Source organism: Aureimonas sp. AU40 (assembly GCF_001463785.1).
Taxonomy (GTDB): Bacteria; Pseudomonadota; Alphaproteobacteria; order Rhizobiales; family Rhizobiaceae; genus Aureimonas.
The window spans coordinates 58,558-80,616 of the sequence record NZ_BBWL01000054.1 but is presented as its reverse complement, the minus strand read 5'-3'; the positions used below and the strand labels follow the sequence as shown (position 1 = coordinate 80,616).

At 68.2% G+C, this 22,059-nt stretch carries 21 protein-coding genes; 14 read left to right on the top strand and 7 right to left on the bottom strand.

Going from position 1 to position 22,059, the window contains the following annotated elements; translation table 11 throughout:
- The first annotated feature begins 88 nt into the window (after positions 1 to 88).
- Genes AUL32_RS21480 through AUL32_RS21470 form a run of 3 tightly spaced genes read left to right on the top strand, consistent with a single transcriptional unit; the run spans position 89 to position 3,391 of the window.
- Positions 89 to 1,102 (top strand): LacI family DNA-binding transcriptional regulator, encoded by a 1,014-nt coding sequence (locus tag AUL32_RS21480; protein ID WP_062120100.1) that lies wholly within the window; start codon positions 89 to 91, stop codon positions 1,100 to 1,102.
- A gap of 25 nt (positions 1,103 to 1,127) precedes the next feature.
- Positions 1,128 to 2,096: a tagatose kinase gene (locus tag AUL32_RS21475; RefSeq protein WP_062119734.1), complete on the top strand. Its 969-nt coding sequence runs from the start codon at positions 1,128 to 1,130 to the stop codon at positions 2,094 to 2,096.
- Positions 2,093 to 3,391, top strand: a complete 1,299-nt coding sequence (locus AUL32_RS21470; protein ID WP_062119731.1) for a D-tagatose-bisphosphate aldolase, class II, non-catalytic subunit — start codon at positions 2,093 to 2,095, stop codon at positions 3,389 to 3,391. The genes AUL32_RS21475 and AUL32_RS21470 overlap by 4 nt, the downstream gene beginning before the upstream one ends.
- A gap of 31 nt (positions 3,392 to 3,422) precedes the next feature.
- On the opposite strand, the gene AUL32_RS21465 is transcribed toward AUL32_RS21470, so the two are convergent.
- The 5 genes from AUL32_RS21465 to AUL32_RS21445 form a co-directional block, all read right to left on the bottom strand.
- Positions 3,423 to 3,866, bottom strand: coding sequence for a pseudoazurin (locus tag AUL32_RS21465; RefSeq protein WP_062119729.1), 444 nt, complete (start codon positions 3,864 to 3,866; stop codon positions 3,423 to 3,425).
- Entirely contained in the window at positions 3,863 to 4,681 is an 819-nt protein-coding gene (locus tag AUL32_RS21460) for an ABC transporter ATP-binding protein (RefSeq protein ID WP_062119726.1), read from the bottom strand. The genes AUL32_RS21465 and AUL32_RS21460 overlap by 4 nt, the downstream gene beginning before the upstream one ends.
- A complete protein-coding gene (locus tag AUL32_RS21455; RefSeq protein ID WP_062119723.1) occupies positions 4,678 to 5,730 on the bottom strand; it encodes a FecCD family ABC transporter permease in 1,053 nt (350 codons plus the stop codon). Before AUL32_RS21455 ends, AUL32_RS21460 begins: the two co-directional genes overlap by 4 nt.
- A 64-nt stretch (positions 5,731 to 5,794) precedes the next feature.
- Positions 5,795 to 6,907: an ABC transporter substrate-binding protein gene (locus tag AUL32_RS21450; RefSeq protein WP_082659960.1), complete on the bottom strand. Its 1,113-nt coding sequence runs from the start codon at positions 6,905 to 6,907 to the stop codon at positions 5,795 to 5,797.
- 190 nt (positions 6,908 to 7,097) lie between these two features.
- A complete protein-coding gene (locus tag AUL32_RS21445; protein ID WP_192847500.1) occupies positions 7,098 to 8,159 on the bottom strand; it encodes a LacI family DNA-binding transcriptional regulator in 1,062 nt (353 codons plus the stop codon).
- A 214-nt stretch (positions 8,160 to 8,373) separates the two neighbouring features.
- Here AUL32_RS21445 and AUL32_RS21440 point away from each other — a divergent pair, with 214 nt between their 5' ends.
- From AUL32_RS21440 to AUL32_RS21415, 6 genes are all read left to right on the top strand, one after another.
- Positions 8,374 to 9,525, top strand: coding sequence for an ABC transporter substrate-binding protein (locus tag AUL32_RS21440; protein WP_244493102.1), 1,152 nt, complete (start codon positions 8,374 to 8,376; stop codon positions 9,523 to 9,525).
- Positions 9,526 to 9,588: 63 nt separating this feature from the next.
- Entirely contained in the window at positions 9,589 to 10,473 is an 885-nt protein-coding gene (locus AUL32_RS21435) for a carbohydrate ABC transporter permease (protein ID WP_061978757.1), read from the top strand.
- Positions 10,473 to 11,393, top strand: a complete 921-nt coding sequence (locus tag AUL32_RS21430) for a carbohydrate ABC transporter permease (RefSeq protein WP_062119715.1) — start codon at positions 10,473 to 10,475, stop codon at positions 11,391 to 11,393. Before AUL32_RS21435 ends, AUL32_RS21430 begins: the two co-directional genes overlap by 1 nt.
- Positions 11,394 to 11,395: 2 nt before the next feature.
- Complete coding sequence (locus AUL32_RS21425; protein ID WP_374700977.1) at positions 11,396 to 12,487, top strand: ABC transporter ATP-binding protein; 1,092 nt, start codon at positions 11,396 to 11,398, stop codon at positions 12,485 to 12,487.
- Positions 12,488 to 12,641: 154 nt separating this feature from the next.
- Positions 12,642 to 13,400 carry a sugar phosphate isomerase/epimerase family protein gene (locus AUL32_RS21420; protein WP_061978755.1) on the top strand — a complete coding sequence of 253 codons (759 nt, stop codon included), beginning with the start codon at positions 12,642 to 12,644 and terminating at the stop codon, positions 13,398 to 13,400.
- 4 nt (positions 13,401 to 13,404) lie between these two features.
- Positions 13,405 to 14,559 carry a Gfo/Idh/MocA family protein gene (locus AUL32_RS21415; protein ID WP_061978754.1) on the top strand — a complete coding sequence of 385 codons (1,155 nt, stop codon included), beginning with the start codon at positions 13,405 to 13,407 and terminating at the stop codon, positions 14,557 to 14,559.
- 22 nt (positions 14,560 to 14,581) lie between these two features.
- Here AUL32_RS21415 and AUL32_RS21410 read toward each other — a convergent pair whose 3' ends face one another.
- Positions 14,582 to 15,016 (bottom strand): Lrp/AsnC family transcriptional regulator, encoded by a 435-nt coding sequence (locus AUL32_RS21410; protein ID WP_374700973.1) that lies wholly within the window; start codon positions 15,014 to 15,016, stop codon positions 14,582 to 14,584.
- A gap of 130 nt (positions 15,017 to 15,146) precedes the next feature.
- Here AUL32_RS21410 and AUL32_RS21405 point away from each other — a divergent pair, with 130 nt between their 5' ends.
- Positions 15,147 to 16,250: a saccharopine dehydrogenase family protein gene (locus AUL32_RS21405; RefSeq protein ID WP_062119712.1), complete on the top strand. Its 1,104-nt coding sequence runs from the start codon at positions 15,147 to 15,149 to the stop codon at positions 16,248 to 16,250.
- Between the two features lie 46 nt (positions 16,251 to 16,296).
- Here AUL32_RS21405 and hutC read toward each other — a convergent pair whose 3' ends face one another.
- On the bottom strand, positions 16,297 to 17,028 hold the full coding sequence (hutC, locus tag AUL32_RS21400) for a histidine utilization repressor (RefSeq protein WP_374700976.1): 732 nt from the start codon (positions 17,026 to 17,028) through the stop codon (positions 16,297 to 16,299).
- Positions 17,029 to 17,162: 134 nt separating this feature from the next.
- Here hutC and hutF point away from each other — a divergent pair, with 134 nt between their 5' ends.
- The 4 genes from hutF to hutG are packed head-to-tail and all read left to right on the top strand — an operon-like array spanning position 17,163 to position 22,058.
- Entirely contained in the window at positions 17,163 to 18,542 is a 1,380-nt protein-coding gene (hutF, locus tag AUL32_RS21395) for a formimidoylglutamate deiminase (protein WP_062119709.1), read from the top strand.
- Positions 18,539 to 20,053, top strand: a complete 1,515-nt coding sequence (locus tag AUL32_RS21390) for an HAL/PAL/TAL family ammonia-lyase (RefSeq protein ID WP_244493101.1) — start codon at positions 18,539 to 18,541, stop codon at positions 20,051 to 20,053. Before hutF ends, AUL32_RS21390 begins: the two co-directional genes overlap by 4 nt.
- Positions 20,050 to 21,261: an imidazolonepropionase gene (hutI, locus tag AUL32_RS21385; RefSeq protein WP_061978750.1), complete on the top strand. Its 1,212-nt coding sequence runs from the start codon at positions 20,050 to 20,052 to the stop codon at positions 21,259 to 21,261. Before AUL32_RS21390 ends, hutI begins: the two co-directional genes overlap by 4 nt.
- Positions 21,258 to 22,058, top strand: coding sequence for an N-formylglutamate deformylase (gene hutG / locus AUL32_RS21380; protein WP_061978749.1), 801 nt, complete (start codon positions 21,258 to 21,260; stop codon positions 22,056 to 22,058). The genes hutI and hutG overlap by 4 nt, the downstream gene beginning before the upstream one ends.
- Position 22,059 lies beyond the last annotated feature (1 nt).

The window sequence follows — 22,059 nt, the reverse complement described above, 5'->3', positions numbered from 1 at the left end:
GAACCGACCCCACCGGGTTGTCGAACGATCTCTGGGGAGGATGGCCGTGACGCCCAGGCAACGGGTTCTCGAAACGCCGGTTCGCACGATGGAGGAGTTCTCCCTGTTCGTCGGCCTGTCGCGGCCGACCGTCTCGAAGTTCTTCAACGATCCGTCGAGCCTGAAGGACACGACGCGGCGGCGCATCGAGGCGGCGCTGGCGACCTCGGGCTTTCATCCCAACATGCTGGCCGCCAACCTCGTCCGCCGTCGCTCCAACATCGTCGGCGTCATCGTTCCCGACCCGTCGGACCCGTTCTACGCGGCGCTGACGCGGCGCATGCAGGCCATCGCCGGCGATGCGGGGTTTCAGGCCTTCGTGCTGTCGTCGGACGGCGATCAGGCCAAGGAGGTCCAGGCGGTGCGGACCCTGTCCTCCATGAGCGTGGCCGGCGCGGTGGTGGCGCCGTTGGGCGCCGCCCAGGCCGGCGGGTCGCAGGCACTGGAGCGGCTGGAGACGGACATCCCGCTCGTCTATGTCGATTCCGCGCCGTCCCATCCCGCAAGCTTCGTGGGCACGGACAATCGACGGTCCTTCGGCTTGATCATCGACCATCTCTGCCGGACCGGCACGCCGCCCTGGTTTCTCGGCATGCCGGCGGTCAACGCCAACGCCTCGGACCGCGCCCGCGCCTTTGATGCCGCGATGCGCTCGCAAGGGTTGGAGCCGAAGTCGCTCGACCTGCCCGCGGCGCGGGATTGGGATTTCGAGCGCTTCGGTTTCGAGACCATGCGCCTCGCGATCGAGGCCGGCTCCGTGAAGGGACGCACGATCCTGTGCGCCAACGACCGGCTGGCCTTCGGCGCGCTCGCCGCCGCCTGGCAGGCGGGCCTGAGGGTCGGCCGGGGCGAGGATTGCCACCTGCGGATCGCCGGCCACGACGACCACCCGCTGTCGCGCTACACCTGCCCGCCGCTGACCACCGTGGCGCAGAACTACGACGAGATCGGCCGCCGGGCGATGGATATCCTGCTGCGGCGCATGGGCGGCGAGGTAGCGGACGACGCGGCCGAGGAGACGGTGCTTCTCGATGCCGCGATCGTCGAACGCCAGTCCGCCTGAACGAAATCACCCAAGGAGAAACGCGATGGATCCGAAGGGATCGAAGATGCTGGTGACCGCCGGGGAGATCCTGGTCGAGATCATGGCCACCCGGATCGGCCAGACCTTTCTGGAGCCGGGGCCGCTCGTCGGGCCGTTTCCCTCCGGCGCGCCGGCGATCTTCATCGACCAGGCCGCCCGGCTGGGGCAGGCCTGCGGCATGATCGCGGCGGTCGGCGCCGACGATTTCGGCACGCTCAATGTCGAGCGGCTGAAGGCGAGCGGCGTCGACACCTCCGCCATCGCGATGCTGCCGGGCGTGCCCACCGGCACCGCCTTCGTGCGCTACGCGGCGGACGGAAGCCGGGCCTTCGTCTACAATATCCCGCTCAGCGCCTCCGGCCACATCGCGACGACGCCGGAAGCGCGCGCGCTTCTGGACAGGGCCGACCATTTCCACGTCATGGGCTCCTCGCTCTTCTCCCCGGCGGTGATCGAGGTGGTGGAGGATGCGATACGGGCCGTGAAGGCGAAGGGCGGAACCGTGTCCTTCGACCCCAATATCCGGCGCGAGATGCTGGACCTGCCCGGCATGCGCGAGGCGCTTGCGAGCGTCCTGGCATCCTCGGACCTATTTCTGCCGTCGGGCTCGGAACTCTTCCTCTTCGCCAGGGCCGAGGACGAGGCGGGCGCGGTGGCCGAGCTTCTGGATCGCGGCGTTGCGGCGATCGTGTTGAAGAAGGGCGCGGACGGGGCCGTTCATTACGACCGCGACGGCCGCACGGCCATGTCCGCCTTCGCCGCCGAAGAGATCGACCCGACCGGCGCGGGGGATTGTTTCGGCGCGGGCTTCGTCTGCGCCTGGCTTCGCGGCGCCGGCCCCGCCGAGGCGTTGCGCGTCGCCAATGCCTGCGGCGCCCTGGCCGTCGGCGCCAAGGGGCCGATGGCGGGCACGGGAACCCTGGCGGAGATCCAGTCCCTGATCGAAACAGGTCAGCGGGAGAGCGGACGATGAACGCGGCGGCAACGACGGCGAGCGAGCGCTTCGCCGCGATCGCGCGGCGCTTTGCCGCCGGCGAGGCCGCCGGCATCTGCTCGGTCTGCTCGGCCCATCCGCTGGTGATCGAGGCCGCGCTTCGTCATGGGCTGGCGCATGGCACGGACGTCCTGATCGAGGCGACCTGCAATCAGGTAAACCAGGACGGCGGCTACACCGGCATGACGCCGGCGGATTTCCGGCGCTTCGTGGAAGGCATTGCCGCCGATCTCGGATTCCCGCTCGACCGGCTGGTGCTCGGCGGCGACCATCTGGGACCCAATCCCTGGAAGACGCTGCCGGCGGACGAGGCCATGCGCAAGGCCGAGATCATGATCGAGGCCTTCACCGAGGCCGGCTTTACCAAGCTGCATCTCGACACGTCCATGGGCTGCGCGGGCGAACCTGCGGCGCTCGCCGACGAGGTGGTGGCCGAGCGCGCCGCCCGGCTGGCGGCGCGGGCCGAAGGCGCCGCGCGGGGCGAGGGCAGCCCGCTCCCCGTCTATGTCGTGGGCACGGAAGTGCCGGTGCCGGGCGGCGCCTTCGAAGCGCTGGACCATCTTCAGATTACGACGCCCGACGCAGCGCGGCGCACGATCGAGGTACATCGGGAAGCCTTCGCGAAGGCGGGTCTTTCGGAGGCGTTCGGCCGCGCGGTGGGCGCCGTCGTGCAGCCGGGCGTCGAGTTCGGCAATGCCGAACTCGTGGTCTACGAACCGGACAAGGCGCGAGCCCTGTCGGCCAGCTTGCGAGACCTGCCGGGCTTCGTGTTCGAGGCCCATTCCACCGACTATCAGCCGGCGGCGGCTCTGCGAGCCCTGGTGCGCGACGGGTTCGCCATCCTGAAAGTCGGCCCCTGGCTCACCTTCGCGCTGCGCGAGGCGCTCTACGGCCTTTCCGCCATCGCCGACATTCTCGTGCCGGCCAAGGGCGAGGAGACCCTGCCCGAGACCATGGAACGGGTGATGCTCGCCGCGCCGGGCAATTGGCTGAAATACTATCCCGGCGACGAAAGTGAGCAGCGGCTCCAGCGCCATTATTCGTTCAGCGACCGCATCCGCTACTACTGGCCGGAGCCGGAGGCGAAGGCGGCGGTGGAGCGTCTTCTGGAAAGGCTCGGGGACAGAGCCCTGCCGCTGCCGCTCGTCAGCCAGCATCTCGGGCAGCTCTATCCGCTGGTGGAAGCCGGCAAGGTCGAGCCTCGGCCAAGAGCGCTTCTTCTGGCCAGCGTGACGCGCGTTCTCGACATCTATGCCGAGGCAATTCGGCCCTGACGAAGCACGGCGGCGGGGCGAGCGCCGCGCGTCAGTCCTCCACGATCTGGGCGAGCGCGGCGTCGAGCCGCTCGCCCTTCATCACCAGCTTGGGCCGCAGCTTCGCGGCCCGGCTTTTGACATCCTCGATATTGCCGGCTCGTCCCACCTGAATGGCGCCGAGCATCGACATCATGAGATGCGGCGGGCAGACATAGAGATAGAAGCCCTCCTGCTCCAAGAGGACCGAGAACCGCTCGTCCACGGTGCTTTTCCAGGCCTTCGCGCCGTCCGGCACGGCATAGGACTGGACGAAATGGCCGCTATTGCCGGGCACGAAGGTCACCGTGTCGCCCGGCTCGGCCAGCACGAAGGCCGGCTCGAACACCATTCCGCCGTCCTTCCCGTAGTTCAGCATCCGCACCTCGTGCTCGGCGGCCTGTCCCGGCGCGGCGAGGAGAAGCAGGGCGATCGCGGCGGAGAGAGCGCGTTTCACGGTTGCGGTTCCTTCTGAGGAGAGGAGGCGGAGCGGCGTGCGGCGCCAAGCGGCTGAACCATGGGCGAGCCCCTGCGATCGTGCAGAACCTCGACCTCGACGCCGTAGACGGCGCCGATGAGATCGGCGGTGACGAGGCTTCGCGGCGGGCCGCAGGCCCGCAACGTTCCGTCCGCCACGACGAGGAGGGTGTCGGCATATTGGCAGGCGAGATTGAGATCGTGCAGCACCACGACCGTCACCCAGCCTTTGGCCCGCGTTTCGCGGCGCACGAGGTCGAGAAGCGCGATCTGGTGCTTGAGATCGAGGGCGCTGACCGGCTCGTCCAAAAGCATGGCGGCGGGCTCGCGCATGAGAACCTGCGCGAACATGGCCATCTGGCGCTGGCCGCCGCTAAGTGAGCCGATCGACCGGTTGGCGAGCGAGGCGATGCCGCAATCCTCCAGCCGCGCCATGGCGTCGTGCAGCGTCTCGTCGTCGATATGGAACTGAAGGCGGCCCAGCCGACCGAGCACCACCACTTCCAGAACCGTCATGGCGACATCGGCGGCGCTGTCCTGCGGCATGTAGGCGAAGGCGTGGCGCCAGGCTTTCAGCCCCGCGCCCCGCCGACCGGGGCCAAGACGCAGCCCGCCGAGTTCGATCTGCCCCGTTGCCAGCGGCAGATCCGCGAAGAGCGCGCGCAGCAGCGTCGTCTTGCCGGCGCCGTTCGGGCCGATCACTGCATGGATGCGACCGCGCTCCAGCGACGCGCTGACGCCTTGCAGGATCGTGCGCCCGCCGCGCGAGACGGCGACGGCCTCGAGCCGCATCATCGGCCCGTGCCTCGCGGCGCGAAGATCAGCCAGAGAAGAAAGGGCACGCCGACGATGGCGGTGACGATCCCCACCGGAAACAGGGCGCCGGGCACGATCGACTTCGACAGGACGGAGGCCGCCGACAGGATCAAGGCGCCGCAGAGCATCGACATGGGCAGGAGAAAGCGCTGGTCCTCGCCGATGCCCATCCTTGCGATATGCGGCGCGACGAGGCCGACGAAGCCGATCACGCCGACGAAGCTGGTGGCGGTCGCCGTCATCACCGCGACGATCACCAAGGTCTTCATGCGGAGCCGCCGAACGTCGACGCCAAGACTCGCCGCCCGCGTTTCGCCCATGCGCAGCGCCGCGAGCTTCCAGGAATCGCGCAGGAGCAGGGCGCCGCAGAGGGCGGTGACGGCGGTGGTCAGCCAGAAGGTCGGCCAGGTCGCCTTGCTCAGGCTGCCGAAGAGCCAGAACAGGATTTGCTGGGAGAGTTCGGGCGAAGACAGGAACTGGATCAGCGAAAGGAGCGACTGGAAGAGGAACAGAAGCGCGATGCCGCCGAGAATGATCGTGTCGCCCCGCATCCGCCGCATGGAGGCGAGCGCGAAGAGAAACAGGGCGGCCAGCATGGAGAAGACGAAGGCGCCGATGGGCACGGCGATCATCGCGTCGAGCCCTAAGCCGCCGAGCGCCAGAACGAGCGCGGCGCCGAAGCCGGCGGCGGCCGCCATGCCGAGCGTGTAGGGACTGGCCATCGGATTGTCGAGGATCGTCTGCATCTGCGCGCCGCCCGCGCCCAGCGCCGCGCCGACGCTGAGCGCCATCAGCGCCATGGGCAGGCGCAGCTGCCGGACGATGGAATCCGTCATTTCCGCCCGCTCGCCGAGCCCGGTCAGCGAGCGCAGCACCTCGCCGGGCGGCAGCAGCGACGGGCCGGTCGCCACGTCGAGAACGAGACTGACCGAGGTGGCGAGCGCGAAGAGCGCCAGCGCACGCCAGCGCCGTCGCTCCCGGCGTCGGTGGTCGGCGATCGCGCCGGCATGCTTGGAAGCCGATGTCATGGAATGTCCGTTGCAATACGCGGGAGGCGCGGCGCCCAAGCGCCGCGCCTCCCGCTTGGCGGCCTCAGCCCTTCACGTCGATCGCGAACGAGCCCTTCGGCATGACCGGCAGATACTTGGCGTAGTAGGCGAGGTAGTTCGCCACCGGATCGACGTCGGCGAAGGCGGCGGGGTAAAGCTGCTTGGCGATGAACTGCACCATGGCGAAGTCGGAATTGGTGCGCGAGGCGCCCTGGTAGACGCCGAAGAGCTGGCCGTTCTTCACGGCGGGAAGCTCCGCCCAGCCGGGACGGCTCTCGAAGGCCTTCAGCTTCTCGCGCGCCACGGCGGGCTCCACACCCTGGCCCATCGGAAGGGCGGCGGGGTTCTTGTTGTTCTCGCGGCCCGACAGGAAGATCGCGTCGGGCTTGGACGCCAGCACCTGTTCGGGGTTGATCGGCCCCCACCATTCCACGAAGGGCGCGGCGATATTGTCGCCGCCGGCGGCGGTCGCCATCGCGCCCCACATGTTCTTGCCGTAGGTGAACGAGTATTCCGCCGGGCCCTTGTTGCCGAACTCGACATAGACCTTCGGCTTGGGCAGCCCGGACTTGACGACCCGGTCGGCCACGTCCTTCAGCGCGCCCTCGTAGAAGGAGGCGATCTCGCCGGCCCGTGCCTCCTCGCCGGTCAGCGTGCCGAGAAGCCGCGTCGAGGCGGCATGGCGCTCCACGGTCTGGGCGTTGTAGTCCACCACGACGATGGGAATGCCGTTTTCCTCGATGCGATCGGCATCGAGCCCCAGCGCCTTGTATTGCCAGTCCGCCAGAACCAGGAGATCGGGCTTGAGCGCCAGTACCTTCTCGACCGAGAAGGTCTGCGCCTCGACCTCGCCGACATCGGCGATGTCGGTCAGGGACGGGCGATGGGCCGTGTGCATGGCCCAGTTGGCGGGCACCCAGCCTTCCCAGGCCTCGCGCGACAGGCCGACGACGTGGTCGAAGGCCTTCTCCCCGCCGACCGCCATATAGTCCTCGAAGTAGAAGCCGAGAACGACGCGCTGGGCGGGCAGGTCGACCTTCACCTCGCGTCCGATGACGTCGGTCACGGAGCGCGGCTCGGCGGCCGCGAGCGTCGTCGCAGCCAGGGCCAGAAAAGGGGCGATCAAGCTCGCCGCCGCGATGCGGCGCAGGGTCATGGACACGATGGTCTCCTGAAGGGGAACGTAAGCAGAAAGCCGCCTACCACCCGCGGATACCGTCGGCAACAAGTTTAGTTTGGAAGTATTTCAGAATAGAACGCTTCTATTCGATGCTCAGTAATATCGCCTTATCATTGAAATTGCTCTTCATGAAAATTCATCTGCGCTCGCGGCCGCGTTCCGTTGCTTACGGGCGAGACCTCACGGGCGCCGGTCCGGTCGAGGCCCGCAGGTCGAGCTCGTTGCGAAGGACGTGCCGGATCGGCTCCTGCGGCGTGTCGGCCGCGATCGCCTCGATCAGCATGCGCGCGCCCGTCCGCCCGAGTTCGAAACGCGGCTGGCGGATCGTGGACAGGGCGGGGCGGCAGAAATCGGCGAATTCGATGCCGTCGAAGCCCAGCACTGAGACCTCGCCCGGCACGTTGACGCCCGCCTCCTGGATCGTGGTCATGAAGCCGATGGCGTTCTCGTCGGACACCGCGATCACCGCGCTCGGGCGTCGCTCGCCAGCAGCCAGAAACTCGTGCGCGGCCTCTACCCCGCTTTCCATCGAGAAGTCGCCCTGGCTCGCCCGTGTCAGCGTCAGCCCGGGGCCCGCCGCTTCGAAGGCGGCGGAGAGCGCCTGCCAGCGCACGATCTCGTTGTAGTTCCCGGCCGGTCCGCAGAGGTAGAGAAAGTCGCGATGCCCGAGCGCTATGAGCTCGTGCAGGGCCCGCGCCATGCAGGCGTCCTCGTCCGTCAGGATCGTGTGCGTTCCCTCGATCGCGGCGCAGAGCGAGACGAGGGGGAGCCCGGTGTCGAACATGGTGCGACCGTCCACCGAGGCGACGAGCCCGGACAGGAGCACGGCGCCGTCGATCGTGCCGGAAAACATCAGGTCCATGAGCTGGCGGCTGCGCTCGCCCTCCACGGAGTCCACATTGCCGAGAACCATGGCGTAGCCGGCCGCCGCGAACTCGGCGTCGAGCCCGCGCAGAACTTCGGCGAAGAAGGGCGCGCTCCAGCGCTTGCGCGTGACGACCAGCACGGTGCGGCTGCGCTTGACGCGAAGCTGGCGCGCCGCCGCATTGGGCGTGTAGCCGAGCTTGGCGACGGCGGCGTGGACCCGCGCCCGCAGCTCGGGCCGGACCTGATCCGGGCTGGCCAGCGCCCGGCTGACCGTCGCGGTGGAAACCCCGGCCTCCAAAGCCACATCGCCGATCCGCACCCCTTGCGCTGCACCGCCAACCCTGTTTTTCGCCAATGCCATGCTGCTCCGCAAGAACGATTTCAAGATCATCTTACTTGTAATCGATTGCAGTGTCGAATAGCATTGGATTTGTAATCGATTACATCAGTCGAACGAGTCGTCTCTGGGAGGAGAGTCCATGTTGAAGCTGATGCGAGGTGCCCTTTTGGGCGCCACGATGTCTTGCGCCCTATTGTCGGGTGCTTCGGCGCAGGAGCCGTTGCGGGCCGAAGTAATGCACTGGTGGACATCGGGCGGCGAAGCGGCGGGCGTGCGCGTCTTCGCCGATGCCTACGAAAAGGCCGGCGGAACCTGGGTCGATGCCGCGATCGGAGGCGGGCAGAACGCCCGTGCGGCGGCCATCAACCGCATCGTCGGCGGCAATCCGCCCACGTCCTCGCAGTTCAACACCGGCCGCCAGTTCGACGATCTCGTCGGCCAGGGGCTGCTGGTGGATCTCGACGCCGTCGCGGCCGAGCAGAAATGGCGCGACGTCATTCCCGCGCCGATCGTCCAGGCGGCCTCGCGCGAGGGAAAGTTCTACGCCGTGCCGGTCAATATCCACGGCCACAACTGGATGTTCTACAACACCGAGACCTTCCAGAAGGCCGGGATCAGCGAAGCGCCCAAGACGTTCGACGCGTTCTTCGCCGACATGGACAAGCTGAAGGCGGCGGGCGTCACCCCTATCGCCTGGGGCGGCCAGCCCTGGCAGGAGGCGCTGGTGTTCGACGCCGTGCTGCTCGGCCAAGGCGGCAAGGACCTCTTCTACAAGGTCTATCGCGATAAGGACGAGGCGGCGATCAAGTCCGAGGCCTTCCAGCGCGTCGCCGCGACCTTCCACCGGATGCGCGACTATATCGACGCCGGCGCGCCGGGTCGCAACTGGAACGACGCCACCAGCATGGTCATCACCGGCCAGGCCGGCATCCAGATCATGGGCGACTGGGCCAAGGGCGACTTCATCGCCGCCGGAAAGACGCCGGGCAAGGAAGCGGGCTGCGCCCTCGTGCCGGGCGAGGCCGGCTATCTCATGGGCGGCGACGTCTTCGTGTTTCCCAAGATCGGCGGCGGCGCGGCGACCGAGGCTCAGACGCTTCTCGCCAAGACCCTGCTCGACCCCGCCACGCAGATCGCCTTCAACGAGAAGAAGGGCTCGATCCCCGTGCGCACCGATGTCGATGTCTCCAGCATGGACGCCTGCGCGCGCCGGGGCGCCGAACTGGTGAAGGACCCGGCCAACCAGATCCCGTCCGTCAACTTCCACGTTTCGGCCGACACGGTCGGCGCATTGCAGGACACGATCACCTCCTACTTCAACGATCCCTCGGCGACGGCGGAAGATTTCGCGGCGGACTTCGCCTCCGTCATGACAGCCGCCCGCTGAGCGCGTCGGGGTCGCCTCCGGCGCGGCCCCGCACCGTCCCGAACGCTGAAAGGAAGCCCGCCCATGGCGACGCGCATCCGGCGCTCGGCCGTCCCGGTCGTCGCGCTGTCTCCCACGATCCTCATCGTTCTCTTCGCCTATGTCGGGACGATGGGATGGACGGTCTGGATGTCCTTCACCGGCTCCCGGCTGCTCCCGGTCAACACGTTCGTCGGCACCGAGCAATACCAGCGCCTGTTCGGCGATCCGCGCTGGCTGGTCTCGGTGCAGAACATGGCGCTGTTCGGCGTCCTGTTCATCGGCTTCTGCCTGGTTCTCGGCTTCCTCCTCGCGGTGGCGATCGACCAGCGCGTGCGCGGCGAGGACGGGCTGCGGACCATCTTCCTTTATCCGCACGCCATGTCCTTCATCGTCACCGGCCTCGTCTGGCAATGGATGATGAACCCGACGCTCGGCATTCAGGAAGCGGTGCAGTCCATGGGCTGGGCGAGCTTCCGCTTCGACTGGGTCGTGCGTCGCGACATGGCGCTCTATGCCGTGGTGATCGCCGGCGTCTGGCAGTCGGCCGGGCTGGTCATGGCGCTGATGCTGGCGGGCCTGCGCGGCGTGGACGAGGAATTGTGGAAGGCCGCCCGCGTCGACGGCATCCCCACCTGGCGCGTCTATGTCTCGATCGTGCTGCCGCTGCTCAAGCCGATGATCATCACCTCCGTGGTGCTGCTCTCGATCGCGGTGGTGAAAGTCTACGATCTCGTGGTCGCGCTGACCAACGGCGGCCCCGGCACGTCCACCGCCGTGCCCGCCAAATACGTGATGGACTACCTGTTCGAGCGTCAGAATATCGGCTTGGCCGCCGCCGCCTCGACGGTTCTTCTCGTCACCGTCCTCTGCGTTTTGGCGCCCTGGATCTATGCCGAATACTTCCGCAAGGAGAGGGGAGGCGCCTGATGACCACGATCGATACGATCTCGCCCGCGACCCTCGACCGCGCCGCCACCCATCGCGGCGCCCGGCCCCGGCGCCTCACGGCGGGCCGGGTCGGGCTCTACACCTTCCTCGCCCTGTCGGCGGCCTTCTTCCTGCTGCCGCTCTACATCATGATCGTCACCTCGCTGAAGACGATGGACGAGGTGCGCCTTGCCAATATCTTCGCCTGGCCCGCCGATCCCGGCTTCCAGGCCTGGGTCGCGGCGTGGTCCACGGCCTGCACCGGGCTCGACTGCTCCGGCATCCAGGTCGGCTTCCTGAACTCGGTGAAGATCCTCGTGCCCTCCGTGATCGCCTCGATCGCGCTCGGCTCGGTCACCGGCTACGCCCTGTCGCTCTGGCGGGTGCGCGGGGCCAATGTGCTCTTCGTGGTTCTGCTGCTCGGGGCCTTCATCCCCTATCAGGTCTTTATCTATCCCTTAGTGCGCATCTTCTCGACGCTCGGCATCTATGGCTCTCTGCCGGGCATCGTGCTCGTCCACGTCATCTTCGGCCTGCCGGTGATGACGCTTCTGTTTCGCAACTTCTATGCCGGCCTTCCGCCCGAGCTGTTCAAGGCGGCGCGCATCGACGGTGGCGGCTTCTGGCGCATCTTCGCCCATGTGATGCTGCCCATGTCGACGCCCATGCTGGTGGTCGCCGTCATTCTTCAGGTCACCGGCATCTGGAACGACTTCATTCTCGGCCTCGTCTTCGCGGGCCGCGAGAACCTGCCGATGACGGTGCAGCTCAACAACATCGTCAACGCCGCGCAGGGCGAGAAACTCCACAACGTCAACATGGCGGCGACGATCCTCACGGCCCTCGTGCCGCTCGTCGTCTATCTCCTGTCCGGCCGCTGGTTCGTGCGCGGCATTGCAGCGGGGAGCGTGAAGGGATGATGATGTCCAGCGTTCAGGCTATGAGCGTCGCGGTTCGCGAGCTCGACATCCACTACGGCGCGCTGCGCGCGATCGACAAGCTCGATCTGGAGGTGCGGCAGGGCGAGTTCCTGGTGCTGCTGGGTCCGTCGGGCTGCGGCAAGTCCACGCTGCTCAACGCCATCGCCGGGCTTCTCGACATCACCGACGGCGAGATCTGGATTTCCGGGCGCAACGTCACCTGGGCCGAGCCGAAGGATCGCGGCATCGGCATGGTGTTCCAGTCCTACGCGCTTTATCCGCGCATGAGCGTGGAGGAGAACCTGTCCTTCGGCCTGCGCATGAACGGCACGCCGCGCGCCGACATCGCGGCGCGCATCGCCAAAGCGGCGAAGATGCTGCAGCTCGAACCCTATCTCAAGCGCAAGCCGGCGGAACTGTCCGGCGGCCAGCGCCAGCGCGTCGCCATCGGCCGCGCCCTGGTGCGCGAGGTCGACGTGTTCCTGTTCGACGAGCCCCTGTCCAATCTGGACGCCAAGCTGCGGGCCGAGCTGCGGGTGGAGATCAAGCGCCTGCACCAGAGCCTCGGCAATACGATGATCTACGTCACGCACGACCAGATCGAAGCGCTGACGCTGGCAGATCGGATCGTCGTCATGAAGGGCGGCGTGATCCAGCAGCTCGGGCCGCCCGCAGAAGTCTATCGCCGCCCGGTGAACCGGTTCGTGGCCGGTTTCATCGGCTCGCCGGCGATGAACTTCATCGAAGGGCGTCTGGAGAACGGCCGGTTTCGCGCCGGGTCGCAGGACCTGCCGCTCAGTGGCTACGAATTCGCGGGCACGGGCGCGCCGCCGCCCGGCGAAGCCAGCCTCGGCCTGCGCCCCGAGCATATCCGTTTGAGGGGCGGGGAGGGCCCCGGTCTCGTTCCGGCCGAAGGGCGCATCGAGGTCGTGGAGCCGATGGGCGCCGACACGCTGCTTTGGACCAGCCTCGGCGGCCAGCCTCTGGCGATCCGCACCGACGGCGAAAGCGGCCACCGCGTCGGCGAAACGCTGCGCTTCGCGCTCGACATGCCCAAGGCCTCGCTCTTCGGACCGGACGGCGAACGGCTCTAGCCCCGCGACCCCTTCAAACCGCTCTCGGCCCCTTCGACACGGCCCGGACACCCCATCGGCCCCCGCCGGCCCCGGCCTTCCCGCGCAAGCCAGGGAAGGACGGCCGACGCGCGGCCTCCCGCCTTCCCCTCCGTCGCTTCACAAGGAGTTCGCTATGACCACCTTCTCCATGCAGCTTTATTCCGCCCGCAACGCCCCGCCGCTGGCGGACCGGCTGCGGGACCTCGCCGCCCTCGGCTACACCGATGTCGAATGCTTTCGCGGGCTCTACGACGACGTGCCGGCCCTCAAGGCGGCGCTGGACGCCAACGGCCTTTCGGCGCGCAGCGGCCATTTCAGCGTCGAGCTTCTGGAAAGCGATTTCGCCCGCTGCATGGAGATCGCCCGCACGCTCGGCAACGAGATCGTCGTTCTGCCCTATCTCCTGCCGGACGCGCGCCCGAGCGACGCGGCGGGTTGGCAGGCCTTCGGCGAGCGCGTGGCCACGATCGCCCGGCGCGTGAAGGCGGAAGGCCTGCGCGCCGCCTGGCACAACCATGATTTCGAGATGCGCGAGGTCGAGGGCGGCGGTCGGCCGCTGAGCTACATTCTCGACGCCGATCCCGCGATCGAGTGGGAGGCCGACCTCGCTTGGGTCGTGCGCGGCGAAGAGGACCCCGCCGCCTGGCTCCAGCGCTATTCCGGCCGCGTCGCGTCCCTGCACGTCAAGGACATCGCGCCTGCCGGCACCAAGACGGACGAGGACGGCTGGGCCGATGTCGGCGAAGGCGTGCTCGACTGGGAAGCGCTGTGGAAGGCGGGCAAGGCGGCTGGGGCCGATCTGATGATCGCCGAACACGACAATCCCAGCGATTTCACCCGCTTCGCGCGCACGTCGCTCGCAGCTTTCCGGCGTTTCGAAGAAAGGAGCTGACCCGATGGTGCAGCGTATCGGCCTTGTCGGATGCGGCGTCATTTCCGACATCTATCTCAGAAACGCGGCGCTGTTTCGCGACATCCGCTTTACCGCCTGCGCCGACATGCGGCGCGAGGCGGCCGAGACGAGGGCGGGGCAGTATGGGCTGAAAGCCCTGTCGCTGGACGAACTCTACGCCAGCGACGACGTGGACATCGTCCTCAACCTCACCAACCCGGACGCCCATGCCGAGGTCTCGCTGCGGGCGCTGGCAGCTGGCAAGCATGTCTATACCGAGAAGCCGCTCGCGACATCGCTGGAGGACGGCCGCGCCATCGTGGCCTCCGCCAGGGAAAGGGGGCTGCAGGTCGGCTCGGCGCCCGACACGATCCTCGGCCCCGGCCTTCAGACCTGCCGCCGTCTGATCGACGAGGGCGTGACCGGCCCCGTCGTCTCCGGCATCGCCACCATCATGTCGCGCGGCATGGAGCACTGGCACCCCGCGCCGGCCTATTATTTCCAGCCTGGCGGCGGCCCCGTTCTCGACATGGGACCCTATTACATCGGCGCGCTGGTGACGCTGCTGGGGCCGGTGGCGAAGGTTACCGCCGTCGGCCGGATCGGCCTGCCTGAGCGCGTCGTCACGGCCGAGGGGCCGAATGTCGGCCAGCGCATCCGCGTCGAGGTGCCGACCACCGTCCACGCCGTCCTGTCCTTCGAGAGCGGCGCGCAGGTCACGCTTCTGGCGAGCTGGGACGTCTGGAAGCACGCGCATCTGCCGATCGAGCTGCATGGCGAAACGGCCTCGCTGCGCGTGCCCGACCCCAACTTCTTCGGTGGGCGGATCGAGCGGGCCGAAGACCGCGACGACTGGCGGCCGAGCGACACGAGCGAGCGCTTCTTCGGCCGGGTGAACTACCCCCTCGCCAAGCCGCTCTACGCCAATTATCGCGGCCTCGGCCTGGCCGAGATGGCGCGGGCGATCGAGAGCGGGCGCACCTGCCGCGTCAACGGCGACTGGGCGTTCCACATTCTCGACGTCATGCTGTCCATCCTTCGCTCCGCCGAGGAGGAACGCGGCGTCGCGGTCGCGTCCCGCTGCGAGCGCCCCGAGCCGCTGACGGACGAGGAGGCGCTGTCGCTCTTGGGCGAGGCGTCGATGCGCGAGGCCGGCTGAACGGACGGCCCGCCGACCGGCTTCACCTCGCGATGCGCGTGGAAAGAATGATCGAGGATTGCGTGCGCTCCACGCCCTCGATCGCGCCGATCTCGTCGATCCGCTGGTCGAGTTCGGCGATGGACGGCGCGGCGATGATCGCGATCAGATCGAACGCGCCGCTGATCGAGTGAAGCTCGGTGACGGCCTGCACCTTGCCCATCGCGGCCGTCACCTCACTGAGCGACTTCGGCGCGATGGTGACGAGGATATGCGCCCGCACCAGACTGGACGCATAGGCCTCCGACAGCCTGACGCCGTAGCCCGCGATCACGCCGATCCGCTCCAGGCGCTCCAGCCGCGCCTGCGCCGTGGTGCGGGACACGCCCAGCCGCTTGGCCAGCGTCGCCACCGGCATTCGGGCGTTTTCGCCCAGCAAAGCCAGAAGTTCCCGGTCCTTCACCGTCAGGTCGATCATTCCATGCGATCCGTCAAAACGTGTCGTCATATTGTCTAATCGGAAGCGTCGATTGACGCAAACCGACGCTATGATCCACCCGCTCCGTCTTTATGCTGCCTTTATGTGAGTTCGGCAGCGGGAGTGGGACATGAACGAGATCGTGGTGATCGGCGCTGGGAAGATCGGGGGCGCCATCGCGCTCATGCTGGCGCAGACCGGCGACTACCGGGTCGTTTTGGCCGATCGCAGCGACGAGCAGCTTCGCAAGATCGAGGCGCATCCGGCCGTCACCACCCGCGCCGTCGACATTTGCGACGAGCGCGACCTTGCCGCCGCTCTCCAGGGCAAGTTCGCGGTTCTTTCGGCCGCGCCCTTCCACCTGACGGGCCGGATCGCCAAGGCCGCGCGCGAGGCCGGCGTTCATTATCTCGACCTGACCGAGGATGTCGCAACGACCCGGATGGTGGAGGCGCTGGCGGAGGGCGCGGGGAGCGCCTTCATTCCGCAATGCGGCCTGGCGCCCGGCTTCATCTCGATCGTCGCCAACGATCTCGCCAAGCGCTTCGAGCGTCTCGACAGTGTTCGGATGCGCGTCGGCGCACTGCCTCAATATCCCTCGAACGCGCTGAACTACAACCTGACTTGGAGCACCGACGGGCTCATCAACGAATATATCGAGCCCTGCGAAGCCATCGTGGAAGGTAGGCTGATCGCCGTTCCCGCGATGGAGGAGCGCGAGGAGTTCTCGCTGGACGGCGTGACCTACGAGGCCTTCAACACGTCCGGCGGGCTCGGCACCCTGGCCAAGACGCTGGAAGGCCGCGTGCGGACGATGAACTACCGCACCATTCGCTATCCCGGCCACCAAGCCATCATCAAGGCCTTGCTCAACGACTTCAACCTGAAGAACCGGCGCGAGGTGCTGAAGGACCTGTTCGAGCACGCCTTGCCGGCGACGCTTCAGGACGTGGTCATCGTCTTCGTGACCGTCTGCGGCTGGCGCGAGGGCCGCTACCTGCAGGAGACCTACGCCAACAAGGTCTATGCCGGCGTGGTGGCCGGGCGGCGGATGAGCGCCATTCAGATCACCACCGCCGCCGGCATCTGCACGGTTCTCGATCTCCTGGCCGAGGGCGCGCTGCCCGCGCAGGGCTTCATTCGGCAAGAGGAGATCGAGCTTGCCGCCTTCCTCGCCAATCGCTTCGGCCGGGTCTACGGGCAGGACGCGTTCGACCAGAGAAAGGCCGGGTGATCCGCCTCACGGGTCCGGCCGCGAGCCCTCCGCCGGGCGGCGGCTCTCAGGAATTGGTCTCCAGCCGGTAGCGGCTTCCGGGGTAGAGCAGCCGCACCGTGGAGACGAGCCCGGCCTCGCACCATGTGCGGCGCCGGACCAGAAGGCAGGGCTCGGTCTTGCCGATGCCGAGAAGCTTGCATTCCCAGGGGTAGGCGGCGATCGCCTCGATGAACTGCTGCGCCCGCACGATGGGCGCGACGGCCGAGAGATAGCTGTTGGGCGTGATCGCGGTGAAGTCCTGGGTGAGATAGTCCGGCGCGAGGCGGGGATTGACGAACCGGTCCTCGATCTGGATCGGCAGGTCGTCTTCCCTGTGAAGGATCACGGAGTGGACGACGCGCGCGCCGATCTCCAGCTCCAGAACGTCGGCCAGTTCGGGGCCGCAGATCTCCTCCTGCAAGAGGACGACCTGGGGCGAATGCGCGCCGCCACGCGCGCCGATCTCGTCGGCGATGTTGGGCACGCCCTGGAACAGCGAGCTGCGCTTCTTCGGAGCGACGAAGGAGCCCTTGCCGCGAATGCGCACGACGACGCCCTCCGCCGCCAGCTCGCGCAATGCACGGTTCACGGTCATCCGGCTGATGCCGAGCATGTCGACGAACTCGTTCTCGGAGGGCACACGATGGTCCGTCTGCCATTCGCCCGTGTCCACGCGGCTTCGGACATAGTCCTTCAGCTTCTCGTAGAGCGGGACCTGCTGCTCCGACTGGTTTTCACGCGCCCCTTCCGTCGACAGATCGATGTCCTCCCCGCGCCTCATGCGTCGATTCATATAGAGACAAGTCGGCAGGTTTTGACCAGCGCCCGCTTGCGACGGACATCGAAATGCGCAATGTTGTATAGGCAACTTCTCCTGGCGCTGGAGCTTTCATGCCTTCACCGACCTCGCGCTTCCATTGTCCGATCGCCCTCCTGCCGGGAGGCTGGGCGCGCGATGTCGCGATCGAGGTGGGCGCGGACGGGCGGATCGCCTCGGTGTCGTCGGGATCGACTGCCGAAGGGGGCGAGCGCCTGCGCGGGCCCGTGGTTCCCGCCCTCGCCAACCTGCATTCCCATGCCTTCCAGCGCGCCATGGCGGGTCTGGCCGAGCGGGCAGGGCGGGGCGACGACAGTTTCTGGACCTGGCGCGCCGAGATGTATCGAACGCTTGGGCTGATGACGCCGGACGACATCGGGGCCATCGCCGCCAAGCTCTATGTCGAGATGCTGAAGGGCGGCTTCTCGCGCGTCGCGGAGTTTCATTACCTCCATCACGGGGCCGACGGCGCGCCCTATGCCGATCCCGCCGAGACCTCGCGCCGCATTCTCGCGGCCGCCGCCACGGCCGGGATCGGCCTCACGCATCTTCCCGTCTTCTACGCCCATTCGAATTTCGGCGGCGCCGCGCCGGGCGAGGGCCAGCGGCCTTTCCTGCACGATGTCGACGGCTTCCTGACGCTCCTCCAGACGCTCGCTCCCGCCTGCGAGGCGTCGGGCGCGACGCTGGGTCTGGCGATCCACTCGCTGCGCGCCGCGACGCCCGAGGAAATCCGCGCGATTTTGGCGGAGGAACGCAGCGGAGGCCCGATCCACATTCATGTCGCCGAGCAGGAGCGCGAGGTCGAGGAATGCCTCGCCTGGAGCGGACGGCGGCCGGTGGAATGGCTCTTGGACGAGATGGCGGTGGACGCCCGCTGGTGCGCCATCCATGCCACGCACATGACACCGGAGGAGACGGCGCGCCTCGCCGCGTCCGGCGCCGTCGCGGGCCTTTGCCCGGCGACCGAAGCCAATCTCGGCGACGGCATCTTTCCCGCCACCCGCTATCTCGCCGCCGGTGGGCGACTGGGGATCGGAACCGACAGTCATGTCGCGACCGGCCTCGCCGAGGAGTTGCGGCTTCTCGAATACGGCCAGCGGCTGCGCGATCGCCGGCGCAACCGCCTCGCTTCCGGCCCGGGCGCGTCGGTCGGGCGCACGATGTTCGAGGCGGCGCTGGCGGGCGGGGCGCAAGCGACGGGCGTCGCGGCATCCGGCATTCGCGTCGGCGCCCCGGCCGATCTGGTGGTGCTCGACGGCGCGAACCCGTTCATCGCCGCGGCCGCCGAAGGGCGCGAGGGCGACGCGATCCTCGACCGCTGGCTCTTCGCCGTCCCGGACGTGGTGCGCGACGTCGTCGTCGGCGGCCGGTTCGCGATCCGCGAGCGCCGCCATGCGGCCGACGAGGCGATCGACGCCGCCTTCGCCAAGGCGCTGCGGAGGCTGCAATGACGGCGGCGGCACCTTCTGCGATGGTCCATCTCGACCGGCCCCTGTCTCCCGCCGAGATCGCCCGCGTGGCGCGTGGGGCGCCGCTCGCGCTGACGGAAGCCGCTCGCGAGCGCATCGCCCAAGGCCGGCGGATCGTCGTGGCTTTGTCCGAAAAGGGCATTCGCGGCTACGGCATCAACACCGGCGTCGGGGCGCTTTGCGACGTGATCGTGGATCGCCCGCTCCAGCAGGCGCTGTCGCGCAATCTCCTTTTCAGCCACGCCTGCGGGCTGGGTGAGCCGCTGGGGCGCGAGGAAACGCGCGCCGTGATGGCGGCCGAGATCAACGGTTTCGCCCACGGCGCCTCGGGCGTGCGGCTTGAGGTGGTGGACGCGCTGATCGCTCTGCTCGACGCCGACATCCTGCCGCTCGTCCCCTCGCGCGGCTCGGTCGGCTATCTCACCCACGCGGCGGCGATCGGCCTCGTGCTGATCGGGCACGGCGAGGCCATGGCCGGGGCGGAGCGGATCGACGGCACGGAAGCGATGGCGCGGATCGGCCGCGCGCCGCTGGTTCTGGAAGCCAAGGAAGGCTTGAGCCTCGTCAACGGAACGCCCTGTTCCACCGGGCTCGGCTGCCTCGCCCTCGCGCGCCTCGAAGCGCTTCTCGACTGGGCGGACGCCGCCGCCGCGATGACCTACGAGAATCTGGGAAGCCAGGCGGGCACGTTCGACGCCGAGACGCTGGCCTTGCGCCGCTGCGAAGGGCTGCAGGCGGTGGGGCGGCGGATGCGCGAGCTGCTCGCCGGCAGTCCGCTCCTGGCGGAGCGGGCGGGGCGTCGCACGCAGGACCCTTTGAGCCTGCGGGCGGTTCCGCACGTTCACGGCGCGGCGCGCGACGTATGGTCGGCGACTGAGCGCGCTTTGGCGGACGAGCTGGCGAGCGTGACCGACAATCCGGCCGTGTCGGGCACGCCGGAACAACCCGTGGTGCGATCCGAGGCCCATGCCGTGGCCGCCGCGCTGGCGCTGGCGCTGGACGGGCTGGCTGTCGCCGCCGCCGAGGTCGCGGCGATGGCCGAGCGGCGGATCGACCGGCTGGTGAACCCGCTGGTGAGCGGCCTTCCCGCCTTTCTGGCACAGGAGGGGGGCGTCTTCTCCGGCTACATGATCGCGCAATACACCGCCGCCGCGCTCGTCGCCGAGAACCGGCGTCTTGCCCAGCCCGCGAGCCTCGACGGCGGCATCACCTCCGCCTTGCAGGAGGATATGCTGACCCACGCGACACCAGCCGCCACGAAGCTTCTCGCGATCCTCGATAATCTCGGCGACATTCTGGCGATCGAGCTTTTGTGCGCTAGCCAGGCCTACGAGCTTCAGCCGATCGCGGACCGTGCGCCGGGCACGCAGACGCTCTACCGCCGGGTGCGCGCGGTCGTGCCGCCCTATGCCGACGACCGGCCGATGAACGCCGACATCGCGGTGATGCGCGCGCTTCTTCGCGCCCCGGCCTTTCCAGAGGACTCCGCATGAGCCAACTCCTGACCAATGCGCGGCTGGCGACGCTGCGCGAGGATGCCGACGGGCTGGGTGTCGTCGAGGACGGCGCGATCCTGATCGAGGCGGGGCGTATCAGCTATGCCGGCCCGCGCGCCGCGCTTCCCGGCACCGAGGGCGCGGACGTGGTGGATCTCGGCGGGCGCTGGGTGACGCCGGCCCTGATCGACTGCCACACCCATCTCGTTCATGGCGGCACCAGAGCGCGCGAATTCGAAATGCGCCTCGCCGGCGCGAGCTACGAGGAGATCGCCAGGGCAGGGGGCGGCATCGTCGCCTCGCTTGCCGCCACGCGCGCGCTCTCGGTGCGCGAGCTGGCCGAGACCGCGCTGCCGCGCCTCGACGCGCTCCTGGCGGAAGGCGTCTCGACGGTGGAGATCAAGTCCGGCTACGGGCTGGAAATCGAGGCGGAATGCCGGATGCTGGAGGCCGCGCGGCTGCTGGCGAGCCTGCGCCCGGTGCGGATCGTGACGAGCTGGCTCGCCGCCCACGCGACGCCCGCCGACTACAAGGGCCGCAACGCCGACTATCTCCGGGAGGTCGCGATACCCGGTCTGCGCGAGGCGCATCGGCGCGGGCTGGTGGATGCGGTGGACGGGTTCTGCGAGGGCATCGCCTTTTCGGCGGAAGAGATGACCGATGTCTTCGAGGCGGCGCGCGCGCTGGGCCTGCCGGTGAAGCTTCATGCCGAGCAATTGTCCCATGCCGGCGGCGCGGCGCTGGCGGCGCGCTTCGGGGCGCTTTCGGCCGACCATCTCGAATATGCGACGGCGGAAGACGCGGCGGCCATGATGGCCAGCGGCACGGTCGCCGTGCTCCTGCCCGGCGCCTATTACTTCATTCGCGAGACGCAGGCGCCGCCGGTGGACCTGTTCCGCCAGGCCGGCACGAAGCTGGCGCTGGCGACCGACTGCAACCCCGGCACCTCGCCGCTGACATCGCTGCTTCTCACCATGAACATGGGCGCGACGCTGTTCCGGCTGACGGTGGAGGAATGTCTCGCCGGAACGACGCGCGAGGCGGCGCGCGCGTTGGGCCTCCTGGCCGAGACCGGCACGATCGAGCCCGGCAAGTCCGCCGATCTCGCGGTCTGGGATGTCGGAAGCCCGGCCGAGCTGGTCTATCGCATCGGCTTCAATCCCCTCCATGCCCGCTATTTCCAAGGAAAGAGGTTCGGTCGATGAGCGTCTTCGAACGGCACCAGGGCACCTCGCCCGTCGTCATCGCGTTTCCCCACACGGGAACGCTCGTTCCCCCCGAGATCGAGGCCAAATTGAACGCGGAAGGGCGGCTCCTCCGCGACACGGACTGGCATATCGAGCGCCTCTACGACGGGCTTCTGCCCGGTGCCACGACGGTGCGGGCGACCTTCCATCGCTACGTGATCGATGCCAATCGCGACCCGTCGGGGGCGAGCCTTTATCCCGGCCAGAACACGACCGGCCTCATACCGGTCATCGATTTCGACGGCCAACCGATCTGGCGCGAGGGCGAGGAGCCGGACGAGGCGGAAACGGCGCGGCGGCTCGCCGCCTTCCACAAGCCCTATCACGAGGCGCTGTCTACCGAGATCGAACGGGTCAAGGCGCTGCACGGCTACGCCATTCTCTACGACTGCCATTCCATCCGCTCGCACATTCCGTTCCTGTTCGAGGGACGGCTGCCGGATTTGAACATCGGCACGGACGAGGGGCGAACCTGCGCCCCCGAGATCGAGCAGGCGGCACGCGAGATCTGCGCTGCGGCAGACGGCTTCTCCAGCGTGCTCAACGGGCGCTTCAAGGGCGGCTGGACCACGCGCCATTACGGGCGGCCCAAGGAGGGCGTCCACGCCATCCAGATGGAACTGGCGCAAGCCACCCATCTCGAAACGGAAGCCCCGCCCTTCCGCTACGACGAGCGACGGGCCGAGCGGCTGCGCGCTGTGCTTTCCACGCTTCTCCACCGCATCGAGGCGCTCGGCGCCACTCTGAAAGGCTGAT